Annotated in this window: 18 protein-coding genes; 10 read left to right on the top strand and 8 right to left on the bottom strand. The window is 58.5% G+C overall.

Going from position 1 to position 21329, the window contains the following annotated elements; translation table 11 throughout:
- The first annotated feature begins 27 nt into the window (after positions 1–27).
- Complete coding sequence (gene secB, locus QMX84_RS11415; RefSeq protein ID WP_048366783.1) at positions 28–513, top strand: protein-export chaperone SecB; 486 nt, start codon at positions 28–30, stop codon at positions 511–513.
- Between the two features lie 172 nt (positions 514–685).
- Here secB and trmL read toward each other — a convergent pair whose 3' ends face one another.
- Entirely contained in the window at positions 686–1141 is a 456-nt protein-coding gene (trmL, locus tag QMX84_RS11420; RefSeq protein WP_048366782.1) for a tRNA (uridine(34)/cytosine(34)/5-carboxymethylaminomethyluridine(34)-2'-O)-methyltransferase TrmL, read from the bottom strand.
- Here trmL and QMX84_RS11425 point away from each other — a divergent pair.
- Positions 1140–1577: a hypothetical protein gene (locus tag QMX84_RS11425; RefSeq protein WP_282363840.1), complete on the top strand. Its 438-nt coding sequence runs from the start codon at positions 1140–1142 to the stop codon at positions 1575–1577. The genes trmL and QMX84_RS11425 overlap by 2 nt on opposite strands.
- Positions 1578–2091: 514 nt before the next feature.
- Here QMX84_RS11425 and ntrC read toward each other — a convergent pair.
- The 4 genes from ntrC to glnA form a co-directional block, all read right to left on the bottom strand.
- Positions 2092–3525 (bottom strand): nitrogen regulation protein NR(I), encoded by a 1434-nt coding sequence (ntrC, locus tag QMX84_RS11430; RefSeq protein ID WP_048366780.1) that lies wholly within the window; start codon positions 3523–3525, stop codon positions 2092–2094.
- The gene (glnL, locus tag QMX84_RS11435) at positions 3522–4607 is read right to left on the bottom strand and encodes a nitrogen regulation protein NR(II) (protein WP_048366779.1); all 1086 of its coding nucleotides are present in this window, start codon (positions 4605–4607) and stop codon (positions 3522–3524) included. The genes ntrC and glnL overlap by 4 nt, the downstream gene beginning before the upstream one ends.
- Positions 4608–5132: 525 nt before the next feature.
- A complete protein-coding gene (locus QMX84_RS11440; protein ID WP_262123309.1) occupies positions 5133–5552 on the bottom strand; it encodes a cupin domain-containing protein in 420 nt (139 codons plus the stop codon).
- Between the two features lie 174 nt (positions 5553–5726).
- Positions 5727–7133 (bottom strand): type I glutamate--ammonia ligase, encoded by a 1407-nt coding sequence (gene glnA, locus QMX84_RS11445; RefSeq protein ID WP_048386455.1) that lies wholly within the window; start codon positions 7131–7133, stop codon positions 5727–5729.
- Between the two features lie 324 nt (positions 7134–7457).
- On the opposite strand from glnA, the gene thiI reads away from it, so the two are divergent.
- A complete protein-coding gene (gene thiI / locus QMX84_RS11450) occupies positions 7458–8912 on the top strand; it encodes a tRNA uracil 4-sulfurtransferase ThiI (protein ID WP_282363841.1) in 1455 nt (484 codons plus the stop codon).
- 139 nt (positions 8913–9051) lie between these two features.
- The gene (gene typA / locus QMX84_RS11455) at positions 9052–10872 is read left to right on the top strand and encodes a translational GTPase TypA (protein ID WP_262123315.1); all 1821 of its coding nucleotides are present in this window, start codon (positions 9052–9054) and stop codon (positions 10870–10872) included.
- Between the two features lie 91 nt (positions 10873–10963).
- Here typA and QMX84_RS11460 read toward each other — a convergent pair whose 3' ends face one another.
- On the bottom strand, positions 10964–11491 hold the full coding sequence (locus tag QMX84_RS11460; protein WP_282363842.1) for a hypothetical protein: 528 nt from the start codon (positions 11489–11491) through the stop codon (positions 10964–10966).
- Between the two features lie 124 nt (positions 11492–11615).
- On the bottom strand, positions 11616–12053 hold the full coding sequence (locus QMX84_RS11465) for a YkgJ family cysteine cluster protein (protein WP_048366966.1): 438 nt from the start codon (positions 12051–12053) through the stop codon (positions 11616–11618).
- Positions 12054–12307: 254 nt separating this feature from the next.
- Here QMX84_RS11465 and QMX84_RS11470 point away from each other — a divergent pair, with 254 nt between their 5' ends.
- The 4 genes from QMX84_RS11470 to QMX84_RS11485 all read left to right on the top strand — a co-directional run bounded on the left by QMX84_RS11470 (position 12308) and on the right by QMX84_RS11485 (position 17015).
- Positions 12308–14755 (top strand): glycogen/starch/alpha-glucan phosphorylase, encoded by a 2448-nt coding sequence (locus QMX84_RS11470; protein WP_048366774.1) that lies wholly within the window; start codon positions 12308–12310, stop codon positions 14753–14755.
- Positions 14756–14989: 234 nt separating this feature from the next.
- Positions 14990–16000: a class 1 fructose-bisphosphatase gene (locus tag QMX84_RS11475; RefSeq protein ID WP_262123320.1), complete on the top strand. Its 1011-nt coding sequence runs from the start codon at positions 14990–14992 to the stop codon at positions 15998–16000.
- 177 nt (positions 16001–16177) lie between these two features.
- Positions 16178–16432 (top strand): outer membrane protein assembly factor BamE, encoded by a 255-nt coding sequence (gene bamE, locus QMX84_RS11480; RefSeq protein ID WP_153438029.1) that lies wholly within the window; start codon positions 16178–16180, stop codon positions 16430–16432.
- A 19-nt stretch (positions 16433–16451) separates the two neighbouring features.
- Positions 16452–17015, top strand: a complete 564-nt coding sequence (locus QMX84_RS11485) for a lipocalin family protein (protein ID WP_282363843.1) — start codon at positions 16452–16454, stop codon at positions 17013–17015.
- A gap of 85 nt (positions 17016–17100) precedes the next feature.
- On the opposite strand, the gene QMX84_RS11490 is transcribed toward QMX84_RS11485, so the two are convergent.
- Complete coding sequence (locus tag QMX84_RS11490; RefSeq protein ID WP_282363844.1) at positions 17101–18489, bottom strand: CYTH domain-containing protein; 1389 nt, start codon at positions 18487–18489, stop codon at positions 17101–17103.
- A gap of 156 nt (positions 18490–18645) precedes the next feature.
- Here QMX84_RS11490 and argE point away from each other — a divergent pair, with 156 nt between their 5' ends.
- A complete protein-coding gene (gene argE, locus QMX84_RS11495) occupies positions 18646–19797 on the top strand; it encodes an acetylornithine deacetylase (protein WP_048366769.1) in 1152 nt (383 codons plus the stop codon).
- Between the two features lie 135 nt (positions 19798–19932).
- Positions 19933–21231 carry an amino-acid N-acetyltransferase gene (gene argA / locus QMX84_RS11500; RefSeq protein WP_048366768.1) on the top strand — a complete coding sequence of 433 codons (1299 nt, stop codon included), beginning with the start codon at positions 19933–19935 and terminating at the stop codon, positions 21229–21231.
- The last annotated feature ends 98 nt before the right edge of the window (positions 21232–21329 follow it).

Below are 21329 nucleotides of genomic sequence, written 5' to 3' on the forward strand. Positions count from 1 at the left end.
AAGCCCCAAGATGATCAAGGATCTGTGATGACTGACCAACAGAACACCGCTGCTGTTAGCGACGAAGACACTGCTCCACAATTCTCCCTGCAGCGTATTTACGTACGTGACCTGTCGTTTGAAGCGCCGAAAAGCCCGGCCATCTTCCGTCAGCAGTGGGAGCCGAGCGTTGCTTTGGACCTCAACACCCGCCAAAAGCCACTGGAAGGCGACTTCTTTGAAGTGGTTCTGACCTTGTCGGTCACCGTGAAAAACGCTGAAGAAGTGGCGTTTATTGCTGAAGTTCAGCAGGCTGGCATCTTCCTGATCAAAAACCTTGATCAAGCTTCGATGAGCCACACCCTGGGCGCGTTCTGCCCGAACCTGCTGTTCCCGTATGCCCGCGAAACTCTGGACAGCCTGGTGGTTCGTGGTTCGTTCCCGGCGTTGATGCTGGCTCCGGTGAACTTCGATGCTCTGTACGCCCAAGAGCTGCAGCGCATGCAAGAAGAAGGCAGCGCGACTGTTCAGTAAACAGCGCCCCGCCCATAAAAAAGCGCCTGAATGGCGCTTTTTTTATGGGCTTGTAGCCGCTGCCGCAGGCTGCGATGGGTTGCGTAGCGGCCCCGCTTTTGCTTTTGATGAAAGGCGAAGGTCCTTCGGCCCTTATCGCAGCCTACGGCAGCGGCTACACAGTGTTGTGTGGTTACTTAAACCCCAACTGGCGCCAGGCTTCGTAAACGGCCACGGCCACGGTGTTGGACAGGTTCAGGCTGCGGCAGCCTTCGCGCATGGGCAGGCGCAGGCGGTGATCGCTGTCTTGCGCGTCGAGCACCTCAGGCGGCAGGCCACGGCTTTCAGGGCCGAAGATAAAGGCATCGCCCTCAGCAAACTGCACATCGTGGAACGGCCGCGAGCCTTTAGTGGTAAAAGCGAACAGGCGCGGATGGCCCAGGCTTTCCAGGCAACTGGCCAGGTCGGCATGGCGCTTGAGCGGCGCGTATTCGTGATAATCCAGGCCTGCCCGGCGCAGGCGCTTGTCGTCCAGCTCAAAACCGATAGGCTCGATCAAGTGCAGGTGGCAACCGCTGTTGGCGCAGAGCCTGATAATGTTGCCGGTATTCGGCGGAATTTCTGGTTGAAAAAGGATGACGTGAAACATGCACGGCTCCGAATATAAAGATGGGCAGCATTCTACGCCTGAAGAGGACCCAAGGCCGAAACTATGGCCACGGGTTTTAGGTTCTTTGGCGATAGTCGGTGTGATGGTCGGGATGATGATCGGCCGTTTGACGATGCCTGAGCCGACTGAGCTGCAGCAGATAGAGGTACAGCCGCAGGGGTTGGTGGTGTGGTTTAACCACGAGCCCAAGCTGCACGGCGAATGGGTGGATGGCACCCTCGGGCTGTTATTCGCGGCGAAGGGCCAGCCGCAAAATGGCCAGCTTAAGGTGAACGGTAGGGATGTGAACTGGCGAGTGAGGCGCACCGATGCGGGCGTGATGCTGACCCTGGTGGCGGCCCGCGCCTTGAAGGGCGACTGGGCCGGTGCGCCGCAGGATGGGCGCTGGCGGCTGCAGGTGAACCTGCATGAGTAATAAAAGAGGGAGTCCCGGCCTGCCTGTACCAGGCTCCCCAAAAGCGTAGAACGCGTTGATGCCGGTGGCATCAAGGCTCTGGTGTAAAAGAAGGGAGTCCCGGCCTGCCTGTACCGGGTTCCCTAAAAGCGTTGTGCGCGTTGATGCAGATGGCATCAAGGCTGCGGTGTAAAAGTGGGGAGTCCTGGCCTGCCTGTACCAAGGTCCCCTAAACCGGTGTTGCTTAGGTAACAGGGTTATTGCAGGGCGCGTGCCAGTTTTGTTTTTTGGCTATTATTTTCTTTGCATAGACGCAAAAGCCCCGGAATCCGGGGCTTTTGTGTGTGGGGCGGGTGTGTTGTGCGCAGCAGGTCAGAGGCGTTGGGGTGTGCAGTGCACAGAAGTGGGGCGAGATGCATACGAGTGGTGCGGTGTCCGTAAACGTGTAGGAGCGAGCTTGCTCGCGATCTTTTAAAAGATCAAAAGATCGCGAGACAATCGAGCGTCGACCGGCTGCTCCTACATTAAACGGCGTTTAAGCGTCGTCGCCGTCATCCTCGTCGCCGTCGATTTTCATGCCCAGCTCTTTGATCTTGCGGGTCAGGGTGTTGCGGCCCCAGCCCAGCAACACGGCGGCATCGCGGCGGCGGCCAGCGGTGTGTTTGAGGGCCGTCTCGATCATGATGCGCTCAAAGGTCGGTACCGCACTGTCGAGCAGGCTCGACTGGCCACGGCCCAGCGCCTGATCGGCCCATTGCCGCAACGCTTGCTCCCAGTTGGTCACCGGCGACGCGTCTTGATGCAGGTTCAGCAACTCGGGGGGCAAGTCGCTGATGTGCACTTCGCGGCCCGAAGCCATTACCGTGATCCAGCGGCAGGTGTTTTCAAGCTGGCGCACATTGCCTGGCCACGGCAGGTTGCGCAGGTATTGCTCGGTTTCGGCTTTCAGCAGTTTTGGCTCGACCGACAGCTCTTGCGCCGCGCTGCTGAGAAAGTGCCGCGCCAGCGTCGGGATGTCTTCGCGACGATCTGACAAACGCGGAATATGGATGCGGATGACGTTCAGGCGATGGAACAAGTCTTCACGGAACTTGCCGGCCTGCACCAGGGTTTCGAGGTTCTGGTGGGTCGCCGCAATGATGCGCACGTCGACCTTGACCGGAATATGCCCGCCCACCCGGTAGAATTCGCCATCGGCCAGCACGCGCAGCAGGCGGGTCTGGGTGTCGGCTGGCATGTCGCCGATTTCGTCGAGGAACAACGTGCCGCCGTCGGCTTGTTCAAAGCGTCCGCGACGCAGGTTGGCCGCACCCGTAAAGGCGCCTTTTTCGTGACCGAACAGCTCGGACTCCATCAGGTCCTTGGGGATCGCCGCCATGTTCAACGCAATAAATGGCGAGGCGGCCCGTGGGCTGTGGCGATGCAGGGCGTGGGCCACCAGCTCTTTACCGGTGCCGGATTCGCCGTTGATCAGCACGGTGATGTTGGAGTGGCTGAGGCGACCAATGGCGCGAAACACCTCCTGCATCGCGGGCGCTTCGCCAATGATCTCGGGGGTGGGGGCCGCTGCGGGCGCCACGGCCAGGCCTTGTTGCTCCTGGGCGTGCTGATTAGCACGCTTGACCAGCGACACGGCCTCGTCAACGTCAAACGGCTTGGGCAGGTATTCAAACGCGCCGCCCTGATAAGAGGCGACAGCGCTGTCCAGGTCGGAATGCGCGGTCATGATGATCACGGGCAGGCGCGGATGCTGTGCGCGGATCTTGGCCAGCAGGTCGAGGCCACTGGCGCCCGGCATGCGGATGTCAGAAATGATCACGTCCGGCTGCTGACGAGCCAGACGGCTCATCACCCCATCGGCGCTGTCGAAGCTCTGCGTGGTCATGCCTTCCTGTTGCAAGGCTTTTTCCAGGACCCAACGGATTGAACGGTCGTCGTCGACGATCCACACGGTTTCACTTCGGCTCATGTCGATGCGGCTCCTTGTTCCAGTGGTAGAAAGATCGAGAAGAGTGTGTGGCCAGGCTGGCTTTCACACTCGATCAATCCCTGGTGCTGACTAATGATGTTCTGGGTGATGGCAAGGCCCAGCCCGGTGCCATCCGGGCGTCCGCTGACCATCGGAAAGAAGAGGGTGTCGTGCAGCTCTGGCGGGATGCCCGGGCCGTTGTCGATGATTTCAATTTTGGTCACCAGCCGATGGCGCACATGGCCGATGGTGAACTGGCGCATGGCCCGGGTGCGCAAGGTGATGCGGCCCAGGCGCAGCTCGTTTTGGGCGCTGATGGCCTGCATCGCGTTGCGCACAATATTGAGCACGGCCTGGATCATCTGTTCACGGTCGATCAACAGGTCAGGCAGGCTCGGGTCGTAATCGCGCACCAGCGTGATGTCGCCCTGGGTCTCGGCTTCGACCAGATTGCACACGCGCTCGAGCACTTCGTGCACGTTGGTCATGGCCAGCGACGGCAGCTTGTTGGAGCCCAGCATGCGGTCCACCAGGTTACGCAGGCGGTCGGCTTCTTCGATGATGACGTTGGTGTAGTCGCGCAGGTTTTCATCGGGCAGTTGGCGCGCCAATAGTTGCGCCGCGCCGCGAATACCGCCCAGCGGGTTTTTGATTTCGTGAGCCAGACCGCGCACCAGCATCTTGCTGGTTTCCTGCTTGGACAGCTGCGCTTCCTCTTTGGTGATGCGCAGCAGCCGGTCCCGTGGGTGCACTTCGAGCAGCAGCATGGTGCCCGCCGTGCTCAAAATTGGCGTGACTGCGTAATCGACGGTCAGGGTCTGGCCGGTGGCAGAGGTCAGCAACGCTTCGCGCTTGGTAAACGGGTGCGCTTGCTCAACCGCCAGACGCAGCGATTGCAGGGCCTCGGTGGTCTCGGTGAACAGTTCGCTGATGAATTGCCCATGGCTGCGCTGCCCGCTGATGGCCAGCAGCATTTCCGCCGCCGGGTTCATGTACTCAAGGCGCAAAGCGTCATTGAGCAGCAACGTGGCGGTGGTCAGGTTGTCGAGTAACAGTCGGTGCAGGGCATCACTGATGGTCATGGGCCGATCCCGGATTGCGTGCGCGGGTGAGGCGCTGGTGCAAGGAAAATGCAAAAAACAAACCAAGGCTCCGAAAAGAAGCGCTAATTGCCTGAAATAAGGACTTGGAGGCCGTCTGGATCGCGTACCGGCTCGGTCAATGAGGCTTTTTGAACCAAAGTGGGCTGGTTAGGACGTCATCGTGCATCTATTGCACCAATATAGTGCAACTTGGCTGAATAGATTCAGTTTCTCTCAAAAGCGCCGATGTTCGGGTTTGCGGGAGGATGAGGCGAGGGTGTGGCAGTTGGAAAACTGCCGGCGGGTTCTTGCTCGGGCAGCAGGTGTTGTGGGTTGTCGACGGGGATAATTGCCACGGCAGGTTGGCGGTTAAGGGGTGCCAGTGTCATCGGCGTGGTATTTGACGGCTCATGGGGTGTATTGCTGTAGTGAGTCGTGCCGTGATCGTCGAGGTGTTTGTACACCTGCGCGCTCGCGGGCAGTGCGAGCACGCAGAGGCTTACAAAAAAGTAGCGCACCAGTCGATTACTGCGACAGTGGCATGCCCTTACCGCCCGCATAGAACACGATCAGCTCCACGGGCTGGTTACCGCTGGTTCCACGATGTTCTGTTTGCACCACTTCGGGTAGAACCTGGCCGGGCTTGAGCAGCAGTTTGTGTTTGCCGTCCCGGGTTTCTACAAATAGCTCACCCGACATCACGTAAGCCACGTTGGGCATGGGATGTGTGTGCCAACCGAGTGCGGTATTGGCCGGGATGATGATTTTGAGAACGGTAATTTCAGGCGGTCCAAGTGGATAGGGGGCGTAAGGTTCGCCATCCCAGGATTCACTGGTTTTGATCAATTGCTCGACTATGACGTCAGGCGCTTTGCTGGTGCATCCCAACAACGTCAGGCAGGCCAGTGATAGCAGCAAGGCTTTTATTTTAGGAGTAAGCGTCATGTCGGCGTCCGTATGATGAGTTGCCTCAAATTACAGATCGCGCTTTAAAGTGGCTGTCAGACATAGGAGATAAGTTCTGAGAGTTTGCGCGCATTAGCGTAAGACGTTTCGCATAAAAAAAGGCCTCCCGAAGGAGGCCTTTCACATCACGCCGCTAGCGCGGGTGAGTCTGGATTAGCAGCTGTAGTACAGCTCGTATTCCAGTGGGTGTACGAAGGTACGTACTTTGATTTCTTCTTCGCTTTTCAGGGCGATGTAAGCGTCGATGAAGTCGTCGCTGAAAACGCCGCCTTTGGTCAGGAACGCACGACCTTTGTCCAGCTCTTCCAGGGCTTCTTTCAGGCTGCCGCACACTTGTGGGATCTGCTTGGCTTCTTCTGGCGGCAGGTCATACAGGTTTTTGTCAGCAGCATCGCCAGGGTGGATCTTGTTCTGGATGCCGTCCAGGCCAGCCATCAGCAGTGCAGCGAAGCACAGGTACGGGTTGGCAGCCGGGTCCGGGAAACGTGCTTCGATACGGCGAGCCTTAGGGCTGGACACGTAAGGAATACGGATCGAAGCGGAGCGGTTACGCGCCGAGTAAGCCAGCATTACAGGGGCTTCGAAGCCTGGCACCAGACGCTTGTAGGAGTTGGTTGCCGGGTTGGTGAAGCCGTTCAGTGCCTTACCGTGCTTGATGATGCCGCCGATGAAGTACAGAGCGGTGTCGGACAGGCCGGCATAGCCTTCGCCTGCGAAGGTGTTCTTGCCATCTTTCCAGATGGACATGTGAACGTGCATGCCCGAACCGTTATCGCCATACAGAGGCTTAGGCATGAAGGTCGCGGTGCGGCCGTAAGCATCGGCAACGTTGTGCACGACGTATTTCAGGGTCTGGGTTTCGTCGGCTTTCTTCACCAGGGTGTTGAACTTGACGCCGATTTCGTTCTGGCCGGCAGTCGCCACTTCGTGGTGGTGAACTTCAACGGTCAGGCCCATTTCTTCCAGTGCGCTGCACATGGAGGTACGGATTTCGTGGTCGTGGTCGAACGGTGGCACCGGGAAGTAGCCGCCTTTAACGCCTGGACGGTGACCTTTGTTGCCGCCTTCGACGTCCTGGTCGGACATCCACGAACCTTGCTCGGAGTAGATTTTGAACATCGAGCCGGAGATGTCCGACTTGAATTTAACCGAGTCAAAGATGAAGAACTCTGGCTCCGGGCCTGCGAATACGGTGTCGCCGATGCCGGTCGCTTTCAGGTGCTCTTCAGCACGCTTGGCGATTGCACGTGGGTCACGGTCGTAACCCTGCATGCTCGAAGGTTCGATGATGTCGCACACCAGGATCAGCGTAGGCTGCTCGGTGAACGGGTCCAGAACAGCCGTGCTGTCGTCTGGCAGCAGGATCATGTCGGACGCTTCGATGCCTTTCCAGCCAGCAATGGAGGAACCGTCGAACATTTTGCCGTCGGTGAAGAAGTCTTCGTCCAACGCATCACGGGCCGGCATGGTCACGTGATGTTGTGTGCCCTTGGTGTCAGTGAAGCGCAGATCAATCCATTTAACGTCATGATCTTTGATGAGTTGAACCGACTTCGACATAGTGTCCTCCGGGGTGGCTTAGGGCTGGTAGTGGAGTAGCCCTTTAAATGTGGTTGATGCCGGCGCGAATACTCGGCCAAGGCAACCTGCCTCACAAGGGAGCAAATTGCATGCCAGTGCCCCGACTTGCCCCAATCTCAAGCAGGGCAGCCCACAAGACTACGGATTCACGGCCCTAATCGCACTCAAATGAAGCGAAATAAGTGCTTTATGAACCATTTTGGTGCGATGAAAACCGTTTGTACGATAACTGGTTAAACCTTGAGCAATTTCCGCTATAATCCGCGCCCCCCTTTTTTGGCAGGCTGCTCGCGCGCTGTTTTCATGAAACTAATTGTTAAAGTCTTCCCCGAGATCACTATCAAGAGCCGCCCGGTTCGGATGCGTTTCGTCCGTCAATTGGCTAAAAACATCCGTGCTGTGCTCCGCGATCTGGACCCGGCCGTGGTAGTGACAGGCGTGTGGGACAACATTGAGTTGCAAACCCGTGTGAGCGACCCCAAAGCCTTGAAGGAGATGACCGAACGCCTGAGCTGCATGCCGGGCATCGCGCACTTCCTGCAAGTCGACGAGTACCCGTTGGGCGACTTCGACGACGTCGTTGAAAAGTGCAAACTGCACTTCGGCGATGCGTTGGCCGGCAAGATCTTTTCAGTGCGTTGCAAACGTGGCGGCAAGCACCCATTTACCTCGATGGAAATCGAGAAATACGTGGGCAGCAAGCTGCGACGTGAATGCGGCGCGGCCGGAATTGACCTGAAAAAGCCGGAAATCGAAGTCCGTTTCGAAATTCGCGACCAACGGTTGTTTGTGATTCACAGCCAGCACGACAGCATTGGCGGCTTCCCGCTGGGCTCGCTGGAGCAGACCCTGGTGCTGATGTCCGGTGGTTTCGACTCCACCGTGGCGGCTTACCAGATCATGCGTCGCGGCCTGATGAGCCATTTCTGCTTCTTCAACCTCGGCGGGCGTGCCCACGAATTGGGCGTGATGGAAGTCGCGCACTACATCTGGAAGAAGTACGGCAGCTCGCAACGCGTGCTGTTTGTAAGCGTGCCGTTTGAAGAAGTGCTGGGTGAAATTCTCGGCAAAGTCGACAACGGTCATATGGGCGTCATTTTGAAGCGTATGATGTTGCGCGCTGCGTCGCGTATTGCCGACCGCCTCGAAATCGATGCACTGGTCACCGGTGAAGCGATTTCCCAGGTATCCAGCCAGACCTTGCCTAACCTGTCGGTGATCGACTGCGTGACCGACAAGCTGGTTTTGCGTCCGCTGATCGCCAGCCACAAGCAGGACATCATTGATCAGGCAACCGAGATCGGCACCGCCGATTTTGCCAAGCACATGCCTGAATACTGCGGGGTGATTTCGGTCAACCCCAAGACCCACGCCAAGCGCCCGCGTGTGGAGTACGAAGAACAACAGTTTGATATGGCCGTGCTTGAGCGAGCGCTTGAGCGGGCCAAACTGGTGCCGATCGATCGAGTGATCGACGAATTGGGCCAGGACTTGCAAGTCGAAGAGGTCAGCGAAGTGCTGGCGGGCCAGATCGTCATCGACATCCGTCACCCGGATGCCCAAGAGGATCAACCGCTGGAACTGGCTGGCATCGAAGTACAAGCGGTGCCGTTCTATGCATTGAACAGCCGCTTCAAGGAACTGGATGAAACACGTCAGTACCTGTTGTATTGCGACAAAGGCGTGATGAGTCGCCTGCATGCTCACCATTTGCTCAGTGAGGGACATGCCAATGTGCGCGTTTATCGACCGAGCTAAGAGCCCGGGGCTGTTTGCCTGTGGCCTGCGTCACCGGCCCCCCGACGCCACCGTCAAGTTGTAACGGCAAGGCCTGACTCTACTGTTAATCGCTGCCACGACCTGTCAGCACACCGAATCCTCTGATCGAGATACACAAGTGATCGAAAATCTACGTAACATCGCCATCATTGCTCACGTTGACCATGGTAAAACCACCCTGGTAGACAAACTCTTGCGCCAATCCGGCACTCTGGAGCGCAACGAGCTCAACGACGAGCGCGTGATGGACTCCAACGACCAGGAGAAAGAGCGCGGTATTACCATTCTGGCGAAAAACACCGCCATCAACTGGAACGGCTACCACATCAACATCGTGGATACCCCGGGCCACGCCGACTTCGGCGGCGAAGTAGAACGCGTAATGTCGATGGTTGACTCCGTTCTGCTGCTGGTTGACGCTCAAGACGGCCCTATGCCGCAAACCCGTTTCGTGACCAAAAAGGCTTTCGAAGCCGGCCTGCGTCCAATCGTGGTTATCAACAAGGTTGACCGTCCAGGCGCGCGTCCTGATTGGGTTCTGGACCAGATCTTCGATCTGTTCGACAACCTGGGTGCTACCGAAGAACAGCTGGACTTCAAAGTGGTTTACGCCTCTGCCCTGAACGGTATTGCTGGTCTTGACCACACCGACATGGCTGAAGACATGACCCCGCTGTACCAGTCGATCGTCGACAACGTACCTGCGCCAGCTGTAGACCGTGACGGTCCGTTCCAGATGCAAATCTCGGCACTGGACTACAACAGCTTCCTGGGCATTATCGGTGTTGGCCGTATCGCTCGTGGTCGCGTCAAGCCGAACACTCCGGTTGTGGCAATCGACGCTGACGGCAAGCGCCGCAACGGTCGTATCCTGAAGCTGATGGGTCACCACGGTCTGCACCGTGTAGACGTTGAAGAAGCTTCGGCAGGCGACATCGTTTGCATCAGCGGTATGGACTCGCTGTTCATCTCCGACACTCTGTGCGACCCGCTGAACGTTGAAGCGATGAAGCCGTTGACCGTTGACGAGCCAACCGTTTCCATGACCTTTCAGGTAAACGACTCGCCATTCTGCGGTAAAGAAGGCAAGTTCGTGACTTCCCGTAACATCAAGGAACGTCTGGACAAAGAGCTGCTGTACAACGTTGCTCTGCGCGTTGAAGAAGGCGACTCGGCTGACAAGTTCAAGGTTTCTGGCCGTGGTGAGCTGCACCTGTCGGTACTGATCGAAACCATGCGTCGTGAAGGCTTCGAAATGGGCGTTGGCCGTCCAGAAGTGATCATCCGTCTGGTTGACGGCGTGAAGCACGAACCGTTCGAAAACGTCACCATCGACCTGCCAGAAGAATCTCAGGGCAAGGTGATGGAAGAGATGGGTCTGCGTAAAGGCGACCTGACCAACATGGTGCCGGATGGCAAAGGCCGTGTTCGTCTGGAATACAACATCCCTGCTCGTGGTCTGATCGGTTTCCGTAACCAGTTCCTGACCCTGACCAACGGTGCTGGCATCCTGACCTCGATCTTCGACCGTTACGACGTGATGAAGTCGGGCCAAATGTCTGGCCGTCAGAACGGCGTTCTGGTTTCGGTTGAAACTGGCAAGGCACTGACCTACTCCCTGGAAACTCTGCAAGCACGCGGCAAGCTGTTTGTTGAGCACGGTCAAGAGATCTACAACGGTCAAATCGTTGGTCTGAACAGCCGTGACACCGACATGGGCGTTAACCCTACCAAGGGCAAGAAGCTCGACAACATGCGTGCTTCGGGTAAAGACGAAACCATCGCTCTGGTTCCGCCTGTTCGCTTCACTCTGGAACAAGCACTGGAATTCATCCAGGACGACGAGCTGTGCGAAGTAACGCCTAAGTCCATCCGTCTTCGTAAGAAGATCCTGGACGAAGGCGAGCGTACCCGCGCTGCTAAAAAGGCCAAAAACTAAGTTAATTAGTTAGCGGTTACAAAAACGCCCCCGACCTTGCGGTCGGGGGCGTTTTTTTATGCGCGCTGCAGCGGTGCGCGTTTTAACCGGGTTATGGTCTGAACCATTTAAAGGGCAGGAAGCTTAAGACGATTTTGCGCAATAGAGCCTTGTCTGCCTTGTTGGCCACCCCATCCATATTCACGTCGCTGTTGGTAAACGAGTCGAAATAGCCATCGTTGTCGCCATCATAGGCAGCGGCAGACTTTATGCGGATAGGACAGCAAGGCGTGCCATCGTCTTCGCTGAACTGGAGCGTGACGACATTGGGTGTGCCGTCTTGATGATAGTTGTGTGCCTGAATATTGAGGTAGCGTTCCCAGTTATCGCCGGTGTTAAACCAGTTGAGCTGGAGAAACGCCTCTGCAAAGGTGGTCAGCAGGGTTTGATCCGTAAAGGTCTGCTTTCCATCATGGTTGATGTCACCAGCAAAGCCGAAATCAATAGAGCCATTGCCTGAAATATCCAGCGCCACGGCTTCGTGCGTCAGTTTTCCCGGTCCGTCATGAAAATGCAGCAGCACAGTATCTGCCTTGCCGTTACCGCTGCGGTCCTGTGCAGTTACTTTTAAATAGAGCATGAGCATCATTCCTGGAATGAAAGATGCTCAACACTAGCGTTTGCAGATCATGCTCTCTGTCAGGTGATTGACCTGCTGGCCGTAGGAGCGGGCTTGTTGTGGAGCTACGGCCTTGGTGGCTGCTTTAAAAATTCATCAGCCGTTCGCTGCTGTTTTTACGCTCGACAGCTTTGGGCACGTACGCGCAATACCCTGGGCGCGGACCTACTCGCGGGTGGTTGCGGCAGGTGTCGGGGCGTTTGTCGTAGATGGTGCACATACGCGACTTGCGGTCCAGGTACAGGCAATCGTTATTGCTCATGCGCTGCAGGGTGAAAATCCCTGACTTCTGGTTGAAACGCTCCACGATCCCTTCTTTTTGCAGGCGCTTGGCGATGTTTTTCGGTGGGTCGCCCAGCTCGAATTCGTCCACCAGGCCAATGCGGATCAGGTCTTTGACCTTGACCTCAACCGGCAGGGTGCAGCAGCTGGAAATGCAGGAGCCGCACATGGGTGCGGAGTATTTGGCCCAGGTATCGAGACGGTCGATTTCCGCGGCAGCAATCAGGTTGGACTTCATCAGGGGTGTATTCCAGCGTGCATCAGGGCGCGCGATCATACCGGGGTTGATGGCAGAGTGAATCACCATTTGCCGGTTTTTTGTACAAAGTGTGCGTTGAAGCGTTTAGCAGGCGGGGTGCATCGTTTTGGGGCGCTGTTCATTTCGTCTGTTTTTAATAAAAAAAAGCCCGAATCAACGCGCGTTGTTCCTGTCGAACGGTCTAGGCTGACACCACTCGTCCTTCTAATCGCTCCATCCCGCCAGAGGTTGTATCGATGCCCCAGGAACCGCTTGTTCGTGACGCGCAGGTAACGGCTTTTCGTGACGCTGTACTGGCCAAACTGACTTACGCGGTGGGTAAAGACCCGGATCACGCGTTTGACCATGACTGGTTTGAAGCCATTGCACTGGCCGCTCGCGACCATATGGTCGAGCACTGGATGGACCATACCCGGCAGATTTACCGCAAAGACCAGAAGCGGGTGTACTACCTGTCTCTGGAGTTTTTGATCGGCCGTTTGCTCTACGACAGCCTGAGCAATCTGGGCCTGCTCGACGTCGCACGTGAGGCGTTGACCGAGCTGGGCGTAGACCTGGAACGCATCCGCCTGCTGGAGCCCGACGCGGCCCTGGGCAACGGCGGCCTGGGCCGACTGGCTGCGTGCTTTATGGAAAGCATGTCGACCTTGGGCGTCGCCGCTCACGGTTATGGCATTCGCTACGAGCACGGGTTGTTCCGCCAGAGCATCGTCGACGGCTGGCAGCAAGAGCAAACCGAAAATTGGCTCGACTTCGGTAACCCCTGGGAGTTTGAACGCGCCGAGGTGCTGTACTCAGTAGGCTTTGGCGGCTCGGTTGAAACCAAACAGGACGAACAAGGCCTGTCACGGCAAATCTGGTGGCCCAACGAAACCGTGCGCGCCATCGCCTACGACACGCCGGTGGTCGGCTGGCGCGGGGCGAGCGTCAATACCTTGCGCCTGTGGCGTGCAAGGGCGCTGCATGACTTGAACCTGGGGCGCTTTAACGCCGGTGACCACTTGGGCGCGGTGGCCGAAGTGGTGCGGGCCGAGAGCATCTCGCGCGTGCTGTACCCGGCTGACAGTAACGAGGCTGGCCAAGAGTTGCGTTTGCGTCAGGAGTTCTTCTTTGTTTCGGCCTCGCTGCAAGACTTGCTGCGCCGCCACCTGAACGTCCATGACACCCTGCTCAACCTGGCCGAGCATGTCTCGATCCAGCTCAACGACACGCACCCTTCCATCGCTGTCGCCGAGTTGATGCGCATTCTGGTCGATGAGCACGGCATCGAGTGGCACACCGCCTGGCAGGTCACCGTCGACACGCTGTCGTACACCAACCACACCTTGCTGCCCGAGGCGCTGGAGACCTGGCCGGTGGGCCTGATGGAGCGCCTGCTGCCGCGCCACATGCAGATCATCTACCTGATCAACGGCTACCACATCGACCAACTGCGCGAGAAAGGCATTCACGATTTTGGCGTACTGCGGGCCGTGTCGCTGATCGAAGAAGACAACGGCCGCCGGGTGCGCATGGGCAATCTGGCGTTTCTCGGCTCGCACAGCGTCAACGGCGTGTCGGGCTTGCACACCCAACTGATGCGCAGCACGGTGTTTGCCGATCTGCACAAGCTGTACCCCGACCGTATCAACAACAAAACCAACGGCGTGACCTTCCGCCGCTGGCTGTTCCAGGCCAACCCGCCGCTGACCGCGATGCTCAAAAACGCACTGGGCGAAGATGTACTGGATGAAACTGAACATAAATTGATCAAGCTCGAACCCTTTGCCGAGCGCGCTGACTTCCGCAAACAGTTTGCCGAGCAACGTCTGCAGAGCAAATGCACCCTGGCGGCGCTGATCTACGAGCGGCTCGGTGTTGTGGTCAGCCCTGAAGCGATGTTCGACGTGCAGATCAAGCGGATCCACGAATACAAGCGCCAGTTGCTCAACCTGCTGCACACTGTGGCGCTGTATCAGGCCATTCGTGCCGAGCCGAGCAACAACTGGGTGCCCCGGGTGAAGATCTTCGCGGGCAAGGCGGCGGCCAGTTATACACAGGCCAAACTGATTATTAAGCTGGCCAACGACATCGCCCGCACCGTCAACAGCGACCCCACGGTGCGCGGCCTGCTCAAAGTGGTGTTTATCCCCAACTACAACGTCAGCCTGGCCGAGAACATCATTCCGGCGGCGGACCTGTCCGAGCAAATCTCTACTGCCGGCTACGAGGCGTCGGGCACCAGCAACATGAAGTTCGCCCTCAATGGTGCGCTGACCATCGGCACCATGGACGGTGCCAACGTGGAGATGAGTGAACGCATCGGCGCTGAAAACATGTTTATTTTCGGCCTGACCTCCGAGCAGGTCGAAGCCCGCAAGCTCAATGGCGAGTTCCACGCCTCGGCGGACGTTGCGGCGTCGCATCGGCTCAATGATGTGCTGCAAGCCATACGCGGCGGGGTGTTCTCCCACGACGACCCGGCGCGTTACACCGGTTTTGTCGATTCTCTGATCGAGTACGACCGCTTTTTGGTGTGTGCCGACTTTGATGCCTACTGGGATGCGCAGATGCGCGTTGAACACCTGTGGCACAACCCGGACGAATGGTGGCGCAAGGCCGTGTTGAACACCGCACGGGCGGGCTGGTTCTCATCGGACCGGACCATTCGTGAATACGCGACCGACATCTGGAAGGCGTTGTAATACCTCTGTAGCCGCTGCCGAAGGCTGCGATCGAGTCCGCAGGGCTCGCGTTTTTAACAACGAAGCCCCTTCGGGCCTTATCGCAGCCTGCGGCAGCGGCTACTGTTTTAAGTTGATTTAAGGGTTCAGCACCGGCCTCTCCGTCGGTTGTGAGTCTGTTTAGAAGATTTGCACGGCAACACGCGTTAAACTGCGCGGGTTTTTTCGCCCCCTCCCCATTGTTCGGAGCCTTACATGTCCCGCGTTACCCTGAGTCGCTATTTGATCGAGCAGACCCGTAGCAACAACACCCCTGCTGATTTGCGTTTCCTCATCGAAGTGGTGGCGCGTGCTTGCAAAGAGATCAGCCACGCCGTGTCCAAAGGCGCCCTGGGTGGTGTTCTGGGCAGCATGGGCACTGAAAACGTGCAAGGTGAAGTGCAGAAGAAGCTCGACGTGATTTCCAACGAAATCCTGCTCGAAGCCAACGAATGGGGCGGTCACTTGGCCGGCATGGCGTCCGAAGAAATGGACAATGCCTACCAGATCCCGGGCAAATACCCGAAAGGCGCCTACCTGCTGGTATTCGACCCGCTGGACGGTTCGTCGAACATCGACATCAACGCTCCGGTCGGCACGATCTTCTCGGTACTGCGTTGCCCGAACGAATACCTGAGCCAGAACGAGCCGTTGAATGAAAAGGCCTTCTTGCAGCCAGGCACCCAGCAGGTTGCTGCCGGTTATGCCATCTACGGTCCACAGACCATGCTGGTTCTGACCCTGGGCGACGGCGTAAAAGGCTTCACCCTGGACCGCGAAATGGGCAGCTTCGTGCTGACCCACGAAAACATCAGCATTCCGCAAACTACCCAGGAATTTGCCATCAACATGTCTAACCAGCGTCACTGGGAAGCCCCGGTACAGCGCTACGTTGACGAATTGCTGGCTGGCGAAGACGGCCCGCTGAACAAGAACTACAACATGCGTTGGGTGGCCGCGATGGTCGCTGACGTGCACCGCATCCTGACCCGCGGTGGTCTGTTCATGTACCCGCGCGACAGCCGCGAGCCGTCCAAGCCGGGCAAACTGCGCTTGATGTACGAAGCCAACCCGATGTCGTTCCTCGTGGAGCAGGCGGGCGGCGCGTCGACTGACGGCCATCAGCGCATCCTCGACATCCAGCCAGAAGGCCTGCACCAGCGCGTAGCGGTGTTCCTGGGTTCGAAAGAAGAAGTGGCGCGCGTGACCTCGTACCACAAAGCGTAAATACATCGCCGCACCCTCTGTAGGAGCGAGCTTGTCTCGCGATCTTTTGACTGTTTAAAAGATCGCGAGGCGAGCTCGCTCCTACAGTCGTTTCTGGGTCAGGGAACCCGCCCGCGCTTTTCTCTTCTAAGCTTGCAGCAGGCAGCGATGCCGATTCTTTTATTCAGGAGCTTTTCCATGAGGTTGCGTTCTTTGGCGTTGTTGTCGTTCTGTGTGTTGCTGGCGGCTTGCAGCAAGGTCAATCAAGAAAACTACTCCAAACTGTCGGCGGGCATGACCAAGGCCGAGGTGGAGCAACTGCTGGGCAGCCCAACCGATTGCTCGGGTGCGCTGGGAATGTCGAGTTGCACCTGGGGCGATAAGAGCAGCTTTATCAGCGTGCAATACGCCGGTGACAAAGTGCTGATGTTCTCGGGGCAGGGCCTCAAATAAAGCGCAGGGAGCGTTTACGATGAAACGTCTTTTAGTTTGCCTCGGGGCTGCCTGGTTATTGGCCGGGTGCTCGACATCCAACAACGACGCGCTGGCACCGAACACGGTGGGTAGCGTCGACTTACAGCGCTATCAGGGCACGTGGTATGAGCAGGCGCGGTTGCCGATGTTCTTCCAGCGTAACTGCGCGCAATCCGAGGCTCAGTACACGCTCAAATCTGACGGCAATGTCGCGGTGTTGAACCGTTGCCGAACGGCAGAAGGCAAGTGGGAAGAGGCCAAGGGCACCGCTAGCCCGCAAGTGCCGGGCAAAACCGACAAGCTGTGGGTCGAGTTCGATAACTGGGTGTCCAGGCTGTTGCCCGGCGCGACCAAGGGCGATTACTGGGTGTTGTATCTGGGGGATGGCTACAGCACCGCGCTGGTCGGCAACCCGGACCGGCGCTACCTGTGGTTGCTGTCACGCAAGCCGCAGATCGATCAGCAAACCCGCGACGAACTGCTCAGCAAGGCTCAGCAGCAGGGTTATGACACCACCCGCCTGATCTGGCGAACCCCCGACGCGGATATGCCAAAAGAGTAAAACCCTGTGTAGGAGCTCGCGATCTTTTAAAGATCAAAAGATCGCGAGGCAAGCTCGCTCCTACAGGGAGGTGGGCGCTATTGGCTTAGGCGCGCAGCAGGGTTTTCCAGGCGCGGTTCTGGTACACGGCAATGGCTTGTTGCTTGCGCGCGTTGAGCAGCAGGTCATTGCTCTCGGCGTCGTCAGTGATTGGCAAGTTCGCCAATTCTTGCAACTTGTTCATCTCGCCGTACAAGCGATCCACTTCCGGGATCTCCAGCACGCCGCGCGCCAGGCGCAACCAGGCCTGAATGCGCTCAATGCGTGGCAGTTGCTCGGCCAAGTCTTCTGGCTGCTGCTGGTAGCGGTTCAGACGCAGGGCAATGGCTTCGTCCGACAGCAGGCGTGGCAGCCAGCTGGCCAATTGTGCAGCGCCCTGACGGTTGCCACGGGTGGTGCCACGGTCAATGGTCCAGCTGCGGGCCAGCAGCCAGCGTGAGGTGTTCAGCGAGAACTGGCCCCAGCGCGGGTCTTGCAGCTCTTCAAGGAACTGCTCAGGGGCGGCTTTACGCACGTCTTCATCGTCCTGACCAATTTGCACAATCGGGCGCCAGTCTTCAAGCAGGGCATCCAGCTCGGCCCGCAGGGTGTGGGTCGACTGGCGCGGGGCGGCCTGGCCGAGGCTGCTGACCAACGCACGCAGGTCAATCAACTGGTGCAGCCAGTCTTGCAGCAAGCGCCAGTGACCATTGAAACGGTATTGCTCAGCCAAGCGCTGGCTGTTGCCCAACAAGTGCCAGGCCAACGCGGCAAAGGCGTCGTCCAGCGGCGTTTCCGGGGTCAATTCAGGAGCGGGCAGGGTGACGTTGTAGCTGTTGGCGTCGAACAGGCGGTAGCCGCGCTCAGCCTTACTGATGTCGCAAGGCATCAGCGGCAGTTTTTCCGCCAGTTCGGCAGCCAGCTCCAGCAGGGCAGCCGGCTCGCCTTCGCGCAGTTCGAGTTCCAGCTCGCAGATTTCTTCTTTCTGCTTGCCGGCAATCACATGGCCCAGGTCCAGCGCGGCTTCGATCACCACCTTGGCTTTGCCACGGCCCCACGAGATTTCAGCGCGCTCGCGAACGAAATCGGTGGTGAAGATCGGCTTCAGGGTTTTTTTGTCCAGCTCGGCCAGTTCGTCAGGCCAGCATTCGCCTTCGAGCTTTTTGATGTCGAGCTTGGCCTTGGGCAAGTGCCAGTCGTATTCGTTGCGCTCCGACAGCCCGGCAATGCTTTGGCCGCGGGTCTTGAGGGTTTGAATCACCTCTTCGCCATCGCGGCGCAGGCGCAGGGCAACCTTGGCCTTGGCCAGATCGCGCTCAGGCGTGTCGAAGTACTGGTTTAACAACTCACGGCTTTCCCAGCCACTTTTGTTGCGTTTTTTCAGCAAAGGGTGCTCGCGCAAGGCGGCGAGGGTTTCTCGGCTGACGCGGAGCTTGATTTCGGTTTCTTTTTGCATGGCCGGAAAATCCAGGAACGGTGCGCAGCCGGGGAAAGTGTGGCTGCCAAGGCCGTGCAGTGTACAGGACTCACCGCCCCGGCGCGTTGCGCGGGTTTATTCTGTGGCGCAGATGGCTCTATGATGGGCTTCGCCCAGCCAACAGGAAGCCAGCGCATGCCCTTACCGTCCCTCAAAGAGCAATTCGCTGCGTTGATCGGCACGCCGTCGGTCAGTTGTACTCAGCCCCATCTGGATCAGTCCAACCGCGCCGTGATCGATTTGCTGGCCACGTGGCTGGGTGAGTTGGGCTTCAGTTGCGATATCCAGCAGGTCAGCCCTGGCAAGTTCAACTTGCTCGCCAGTTTCGGCAGCGGCCCCGGCGGTCTGGTACTGGCCGGCCACAGCGACACGGTGCCGTATGACGAAGCCCTGTGGCAGACCGATCCGCTCAAGTTGACCGAAGTGGACAATCGCTGGGTAGGCCTGGGCAGTTGCGACATGAAGGGCTTTTTCGCCTTGATCATCGAAGCCGTGCGCCCGCTGCTGGACCAACCGTTCAAGCAGCCGCTGTTGATTCTGGCCACCTGCGACGAAGAAACCTCCATGGCCGGTGCGCGTGCGCTGGTCGAGGCCGGGCGGCCGCTGGGGCGTGCCGCGGTGATTGGCGAACCGACCGGGCTCAAACCCATCCGCATGCACAAAGGCGTGATGATGGAGCGCATCGACATTCTGGGGCGCAGCGGCCATTCATCGGACCCAAGCCTGGGCCACAGCGCGCTGGACGCCATGCACGACGCAATCACCGAGCTCAAAGGGCTGCGCCAGCAATGGCTGAACGAGTACCGCAACCCGCAGTTCAGCGTGCCGCAACCGACCCTCAACTTTGGCTGCATCCATGGTGGTGACAACCCGAACCGGATTTGTGGTCAATGCTCGCTGGAATTCGACCTGCGGCCTTTGCCAGGCATGGACCCGGCGCTGTTGCGTTCAATCATTCGCAGCAAACTCGACCCGTTGGCCGAGCGCCATCAGGTCAAAATCGACTTCGCCCCGATTGCGGCGGGTGTGGCGCCGTTCGAGCAGGCGGCTGACAGCGAACTGGTGCGCGTGGCCGAGCGCCTCACCGGGCATCGCGCCGAAGCAGTAGCGTTTGGCACCGAAGCACCTTATCTTCAGCAGCTTGGCTGCGAGACCATCGTGTTGGGCCCGGGTGACATCACCTGCGCGCATCAGCCCGGTGAACACCTCGAAATGTCACGTTTGCAGCCGACAGTGCGTCTACTAAGCCAACTGATCGAACATTATTGCCTGACCCCGGCCCAGTAAATGGCCGCAGGCCCGACCCGTATACACAAGGAGAGCACGCGTGTTGCCAAGTTTGTTTCGACGATAACTACCAGCCTGCTGTGCGTTTGCTGTTTTTGCCCTTTTTAGGCGGCTCATTTTTTACAGGCTTTGGTTATGCACGATTACGTTAACTGGCTGCGTCATGCTTCCCCTTACATCAATGCTCACCGCGACTGCACCTTTGTTGTCATGCTCCCTGGCGACGGTGTAGCGCACCCTAACTTTGGCAACATCGTTCATGACCTGGTGCTGCTGCACAGCCTGGGCGTGCGGCTGGTGCTGGTTCACGGCTCTCGTCCGCAAATCGAAAGCCGCCTTGAAGCCCGTGGCCTGCAGCCGCATTACCACAAAGGCATGCGCATCACCGACGCCGCGACGCTGGAGTGCGTGATGGACGCCGTGGGCCAATTGCGCATCGCAATTGAAGCGCGCTTGTCCATGGACATGGCCTCATCGCCCATGCAGGGCTCGCGTTTGCGCGTGGCCAGCGGCAACCTGGTGACCGCACGGCCGATTGGCGTCCTCGATGGCGTGGACTACCACCACACCGGCGAAGTGCGCCGGGTCGACCGCAAGGGCATCAACCGCCTGCTGGACGAGCGCTCCATCGTGCTGCTGTCACCCTTGGGCTATTCGCCCACCGGCGAAACCTTCAACCTGGCCTGCGAAGACGTCGCCACCCGCGCCGCCATCGACCTGGGCGCTGACAAACTGCTGTTGTTTGGCGCTGAGTCCGGGTTGCTCGATGAACAAGGGCGGTTGGTGCGTGAGTTGCGGCCACAACAAATTCCGGCGCACATGAAGCGTCTGGGCAGCGATTACCAGGCTGAATTGCTTGAAGCGGCTGCCGAGGCGTGCAGCGGTGGCGTGGCCCGCAGCCATATCGTCAGCTACGCCGAAGACGGCGCGCTGCTGACCGAACTGTTTACCCGCCACGGTGGCGGCACCCTGGTCGCCCAGGAACAATTCGAAGTCACCCGCGAAGCGGCGATTGAAGACGTGGGCGGTTTGCTGGACCTGATCAGCCCGCTGGAAGAGCAGGGCATCTTGGTGCGTCGTTCACGGGAAGTGCTGGAGCGTGAGATCGAGCAATTCAGCGTGGTTGAGCGCGAAGGCATGATCATCGCCTGTGCGGCGCTGTATCAGATTGCGGATTCGGATGCTGGTGAACTGGCGTGTCTGGCGGTCAACCCGGAGTACCGTCATGGCCGTCGGGGTGATGAGTTGCTGGAGCGCATCGAAAGCCGTGCACGGGCGCAGGGGCTGAAAACCCTGTTCGTCCTCACGACACGCACGGCTCACTGGTTCCGCGAGCGCGGCTTTGAGCCTAGCAGCGTCGAACGCCTGCCAGCAGCGCGAGCGTCGCTGTACAACTTCCAGCGCAACTCCAAGATCTTTGAAAAGGCGCTGTAAAACACCCAAGCCTTGTAGCCGCTGACGAGGCACGAAGGCTGCGATGCGGGCCGCAGGACCGCCGTCCGGGGTCGCTTCGCAACCCATCGCCGCCTTCG

Source organism: Pseudomonas sp. PS01297 (genome assembly GCF_029959305.1).
In the GTDB taxonomy this organism is placed as follows: Bacteria; Pseudomonadota; Gammaproteobacteria; order Pseudomonadales; family Pseudomonadaceae; genus Aquipseudomonas; species Aquipseudomonas helleri.

Excerpts from the sequence above, each read along its gene's own strand:
- secB (WP_048366783.1), top strand. The coding sequence starts at position 28 with ATGACTGACCAACAGAACACCGCTGCTGTTAGCGACGAAGACACTGCT.
- QMX84_RS11425 (WP_282363840.1), top strand. The coding sequence starts at position 1,140 with ATGCACGGCTCCGAATATAAAGATGGGCAGCATTCTACGCCTGAAGAG.
- trmL (WP_048366782.1), bottom strand. The coding sequence starts at position 1,141 with ATGTTTCACGTCATCCTTTTTCAACCAGAAATTCCGCCGAATACCGGC.
- ntrC (WP_048366780.1), bottom strand. The coding sequence starts at position 3,525 with ATGAGCCGAAGTGAAACCGTGTGGATCGTCGACGACGACCGTTCAATC.
- glnL (WP_048366779.1), bottom strand. The coding sequence starts at position 4,607 with ATGACCATCAGTGATGCCCTGCACCGACTGTTACTCGACAACCTGACC.
- QMX84_RS11440 (WP_262123309.1), bottom strand. The coding sequence starts at position 5,552 with ATGACGCTTACTCCTAAAATAAAAGCCTTGCTGCTATCACTGGCCTGC.
- glnA (WP_048386455.1), bottom strand. The coding sequence starts at position 7,133 with ATGTCGAAGTCGGTTCAACTCATCAAAGATCATGACGTTAAATGGATT.
- thiI (WP_282363841.1), top strand. The coding sequence starts at position 7,458 with ATGAAACTAATTGTTAAAGTCTTCCCCGAGATCACTATCAAGAGCCGC.
- QMX84_RS11460 (WP_282363842.1), bottom strand. The coding sequence starts at position 11,491 with ATGCTCTATTTAAAAGTAACTGCACAGGACCGCAGCGGTAACGGCAAG.
- QMX84_RS11470 (WP_048366774.1), top strand. The coding sequence starts at position 12,308 with ATGCCCCAGGAACCGCTTGTTCGTGACGCGCAGGTAACGGCTTTTCGT.
- QMX84_RS11475 (WP_262123320.1), top strand. The coding sequence starts at position 14,990 with ATGTCCCGCGTTACCCTGAGTCGCTATTTGATCGAGCAGACCCGTAGC.
- bamE (WP_153438029.1), top strand. The coding sequence starts at position 16,178 with ATGAGGTTGCGTTCTTTGGCGTTGTTGTCGTTCTGTGTGTTGCTGGCG.
- QMX84_RS11485 (WP_282363843.1), top strand. The coding sequence starts at position 16,452 with ATGAAACGTCTTTTAGTTTGCCTCGGGGCTGCCTGGTTATTGGCCGGG.
- QMX84_RS11490 (WP_282363844.1), bottom strand. The coding sequence starts at position 18,489 with ATGCAAAAAGAAACCGAAATCAAGCTCCGCGTCAGCCGAGAAACCCTC.
- argE (WP_048366769.1), top strand. The coding sequence starts at position 18,646 with ATGCCCTTACCGTCCCTCAAAGAGCAATTCGCTGCGTTGATCGGCACG.
- argA (WP_048366768.1), top strand. The coding sequence starts at position 19,933 with ATGCACGATTACGTTAACTGGCTGCGTCATGCTTCCCCTTACATCAAT.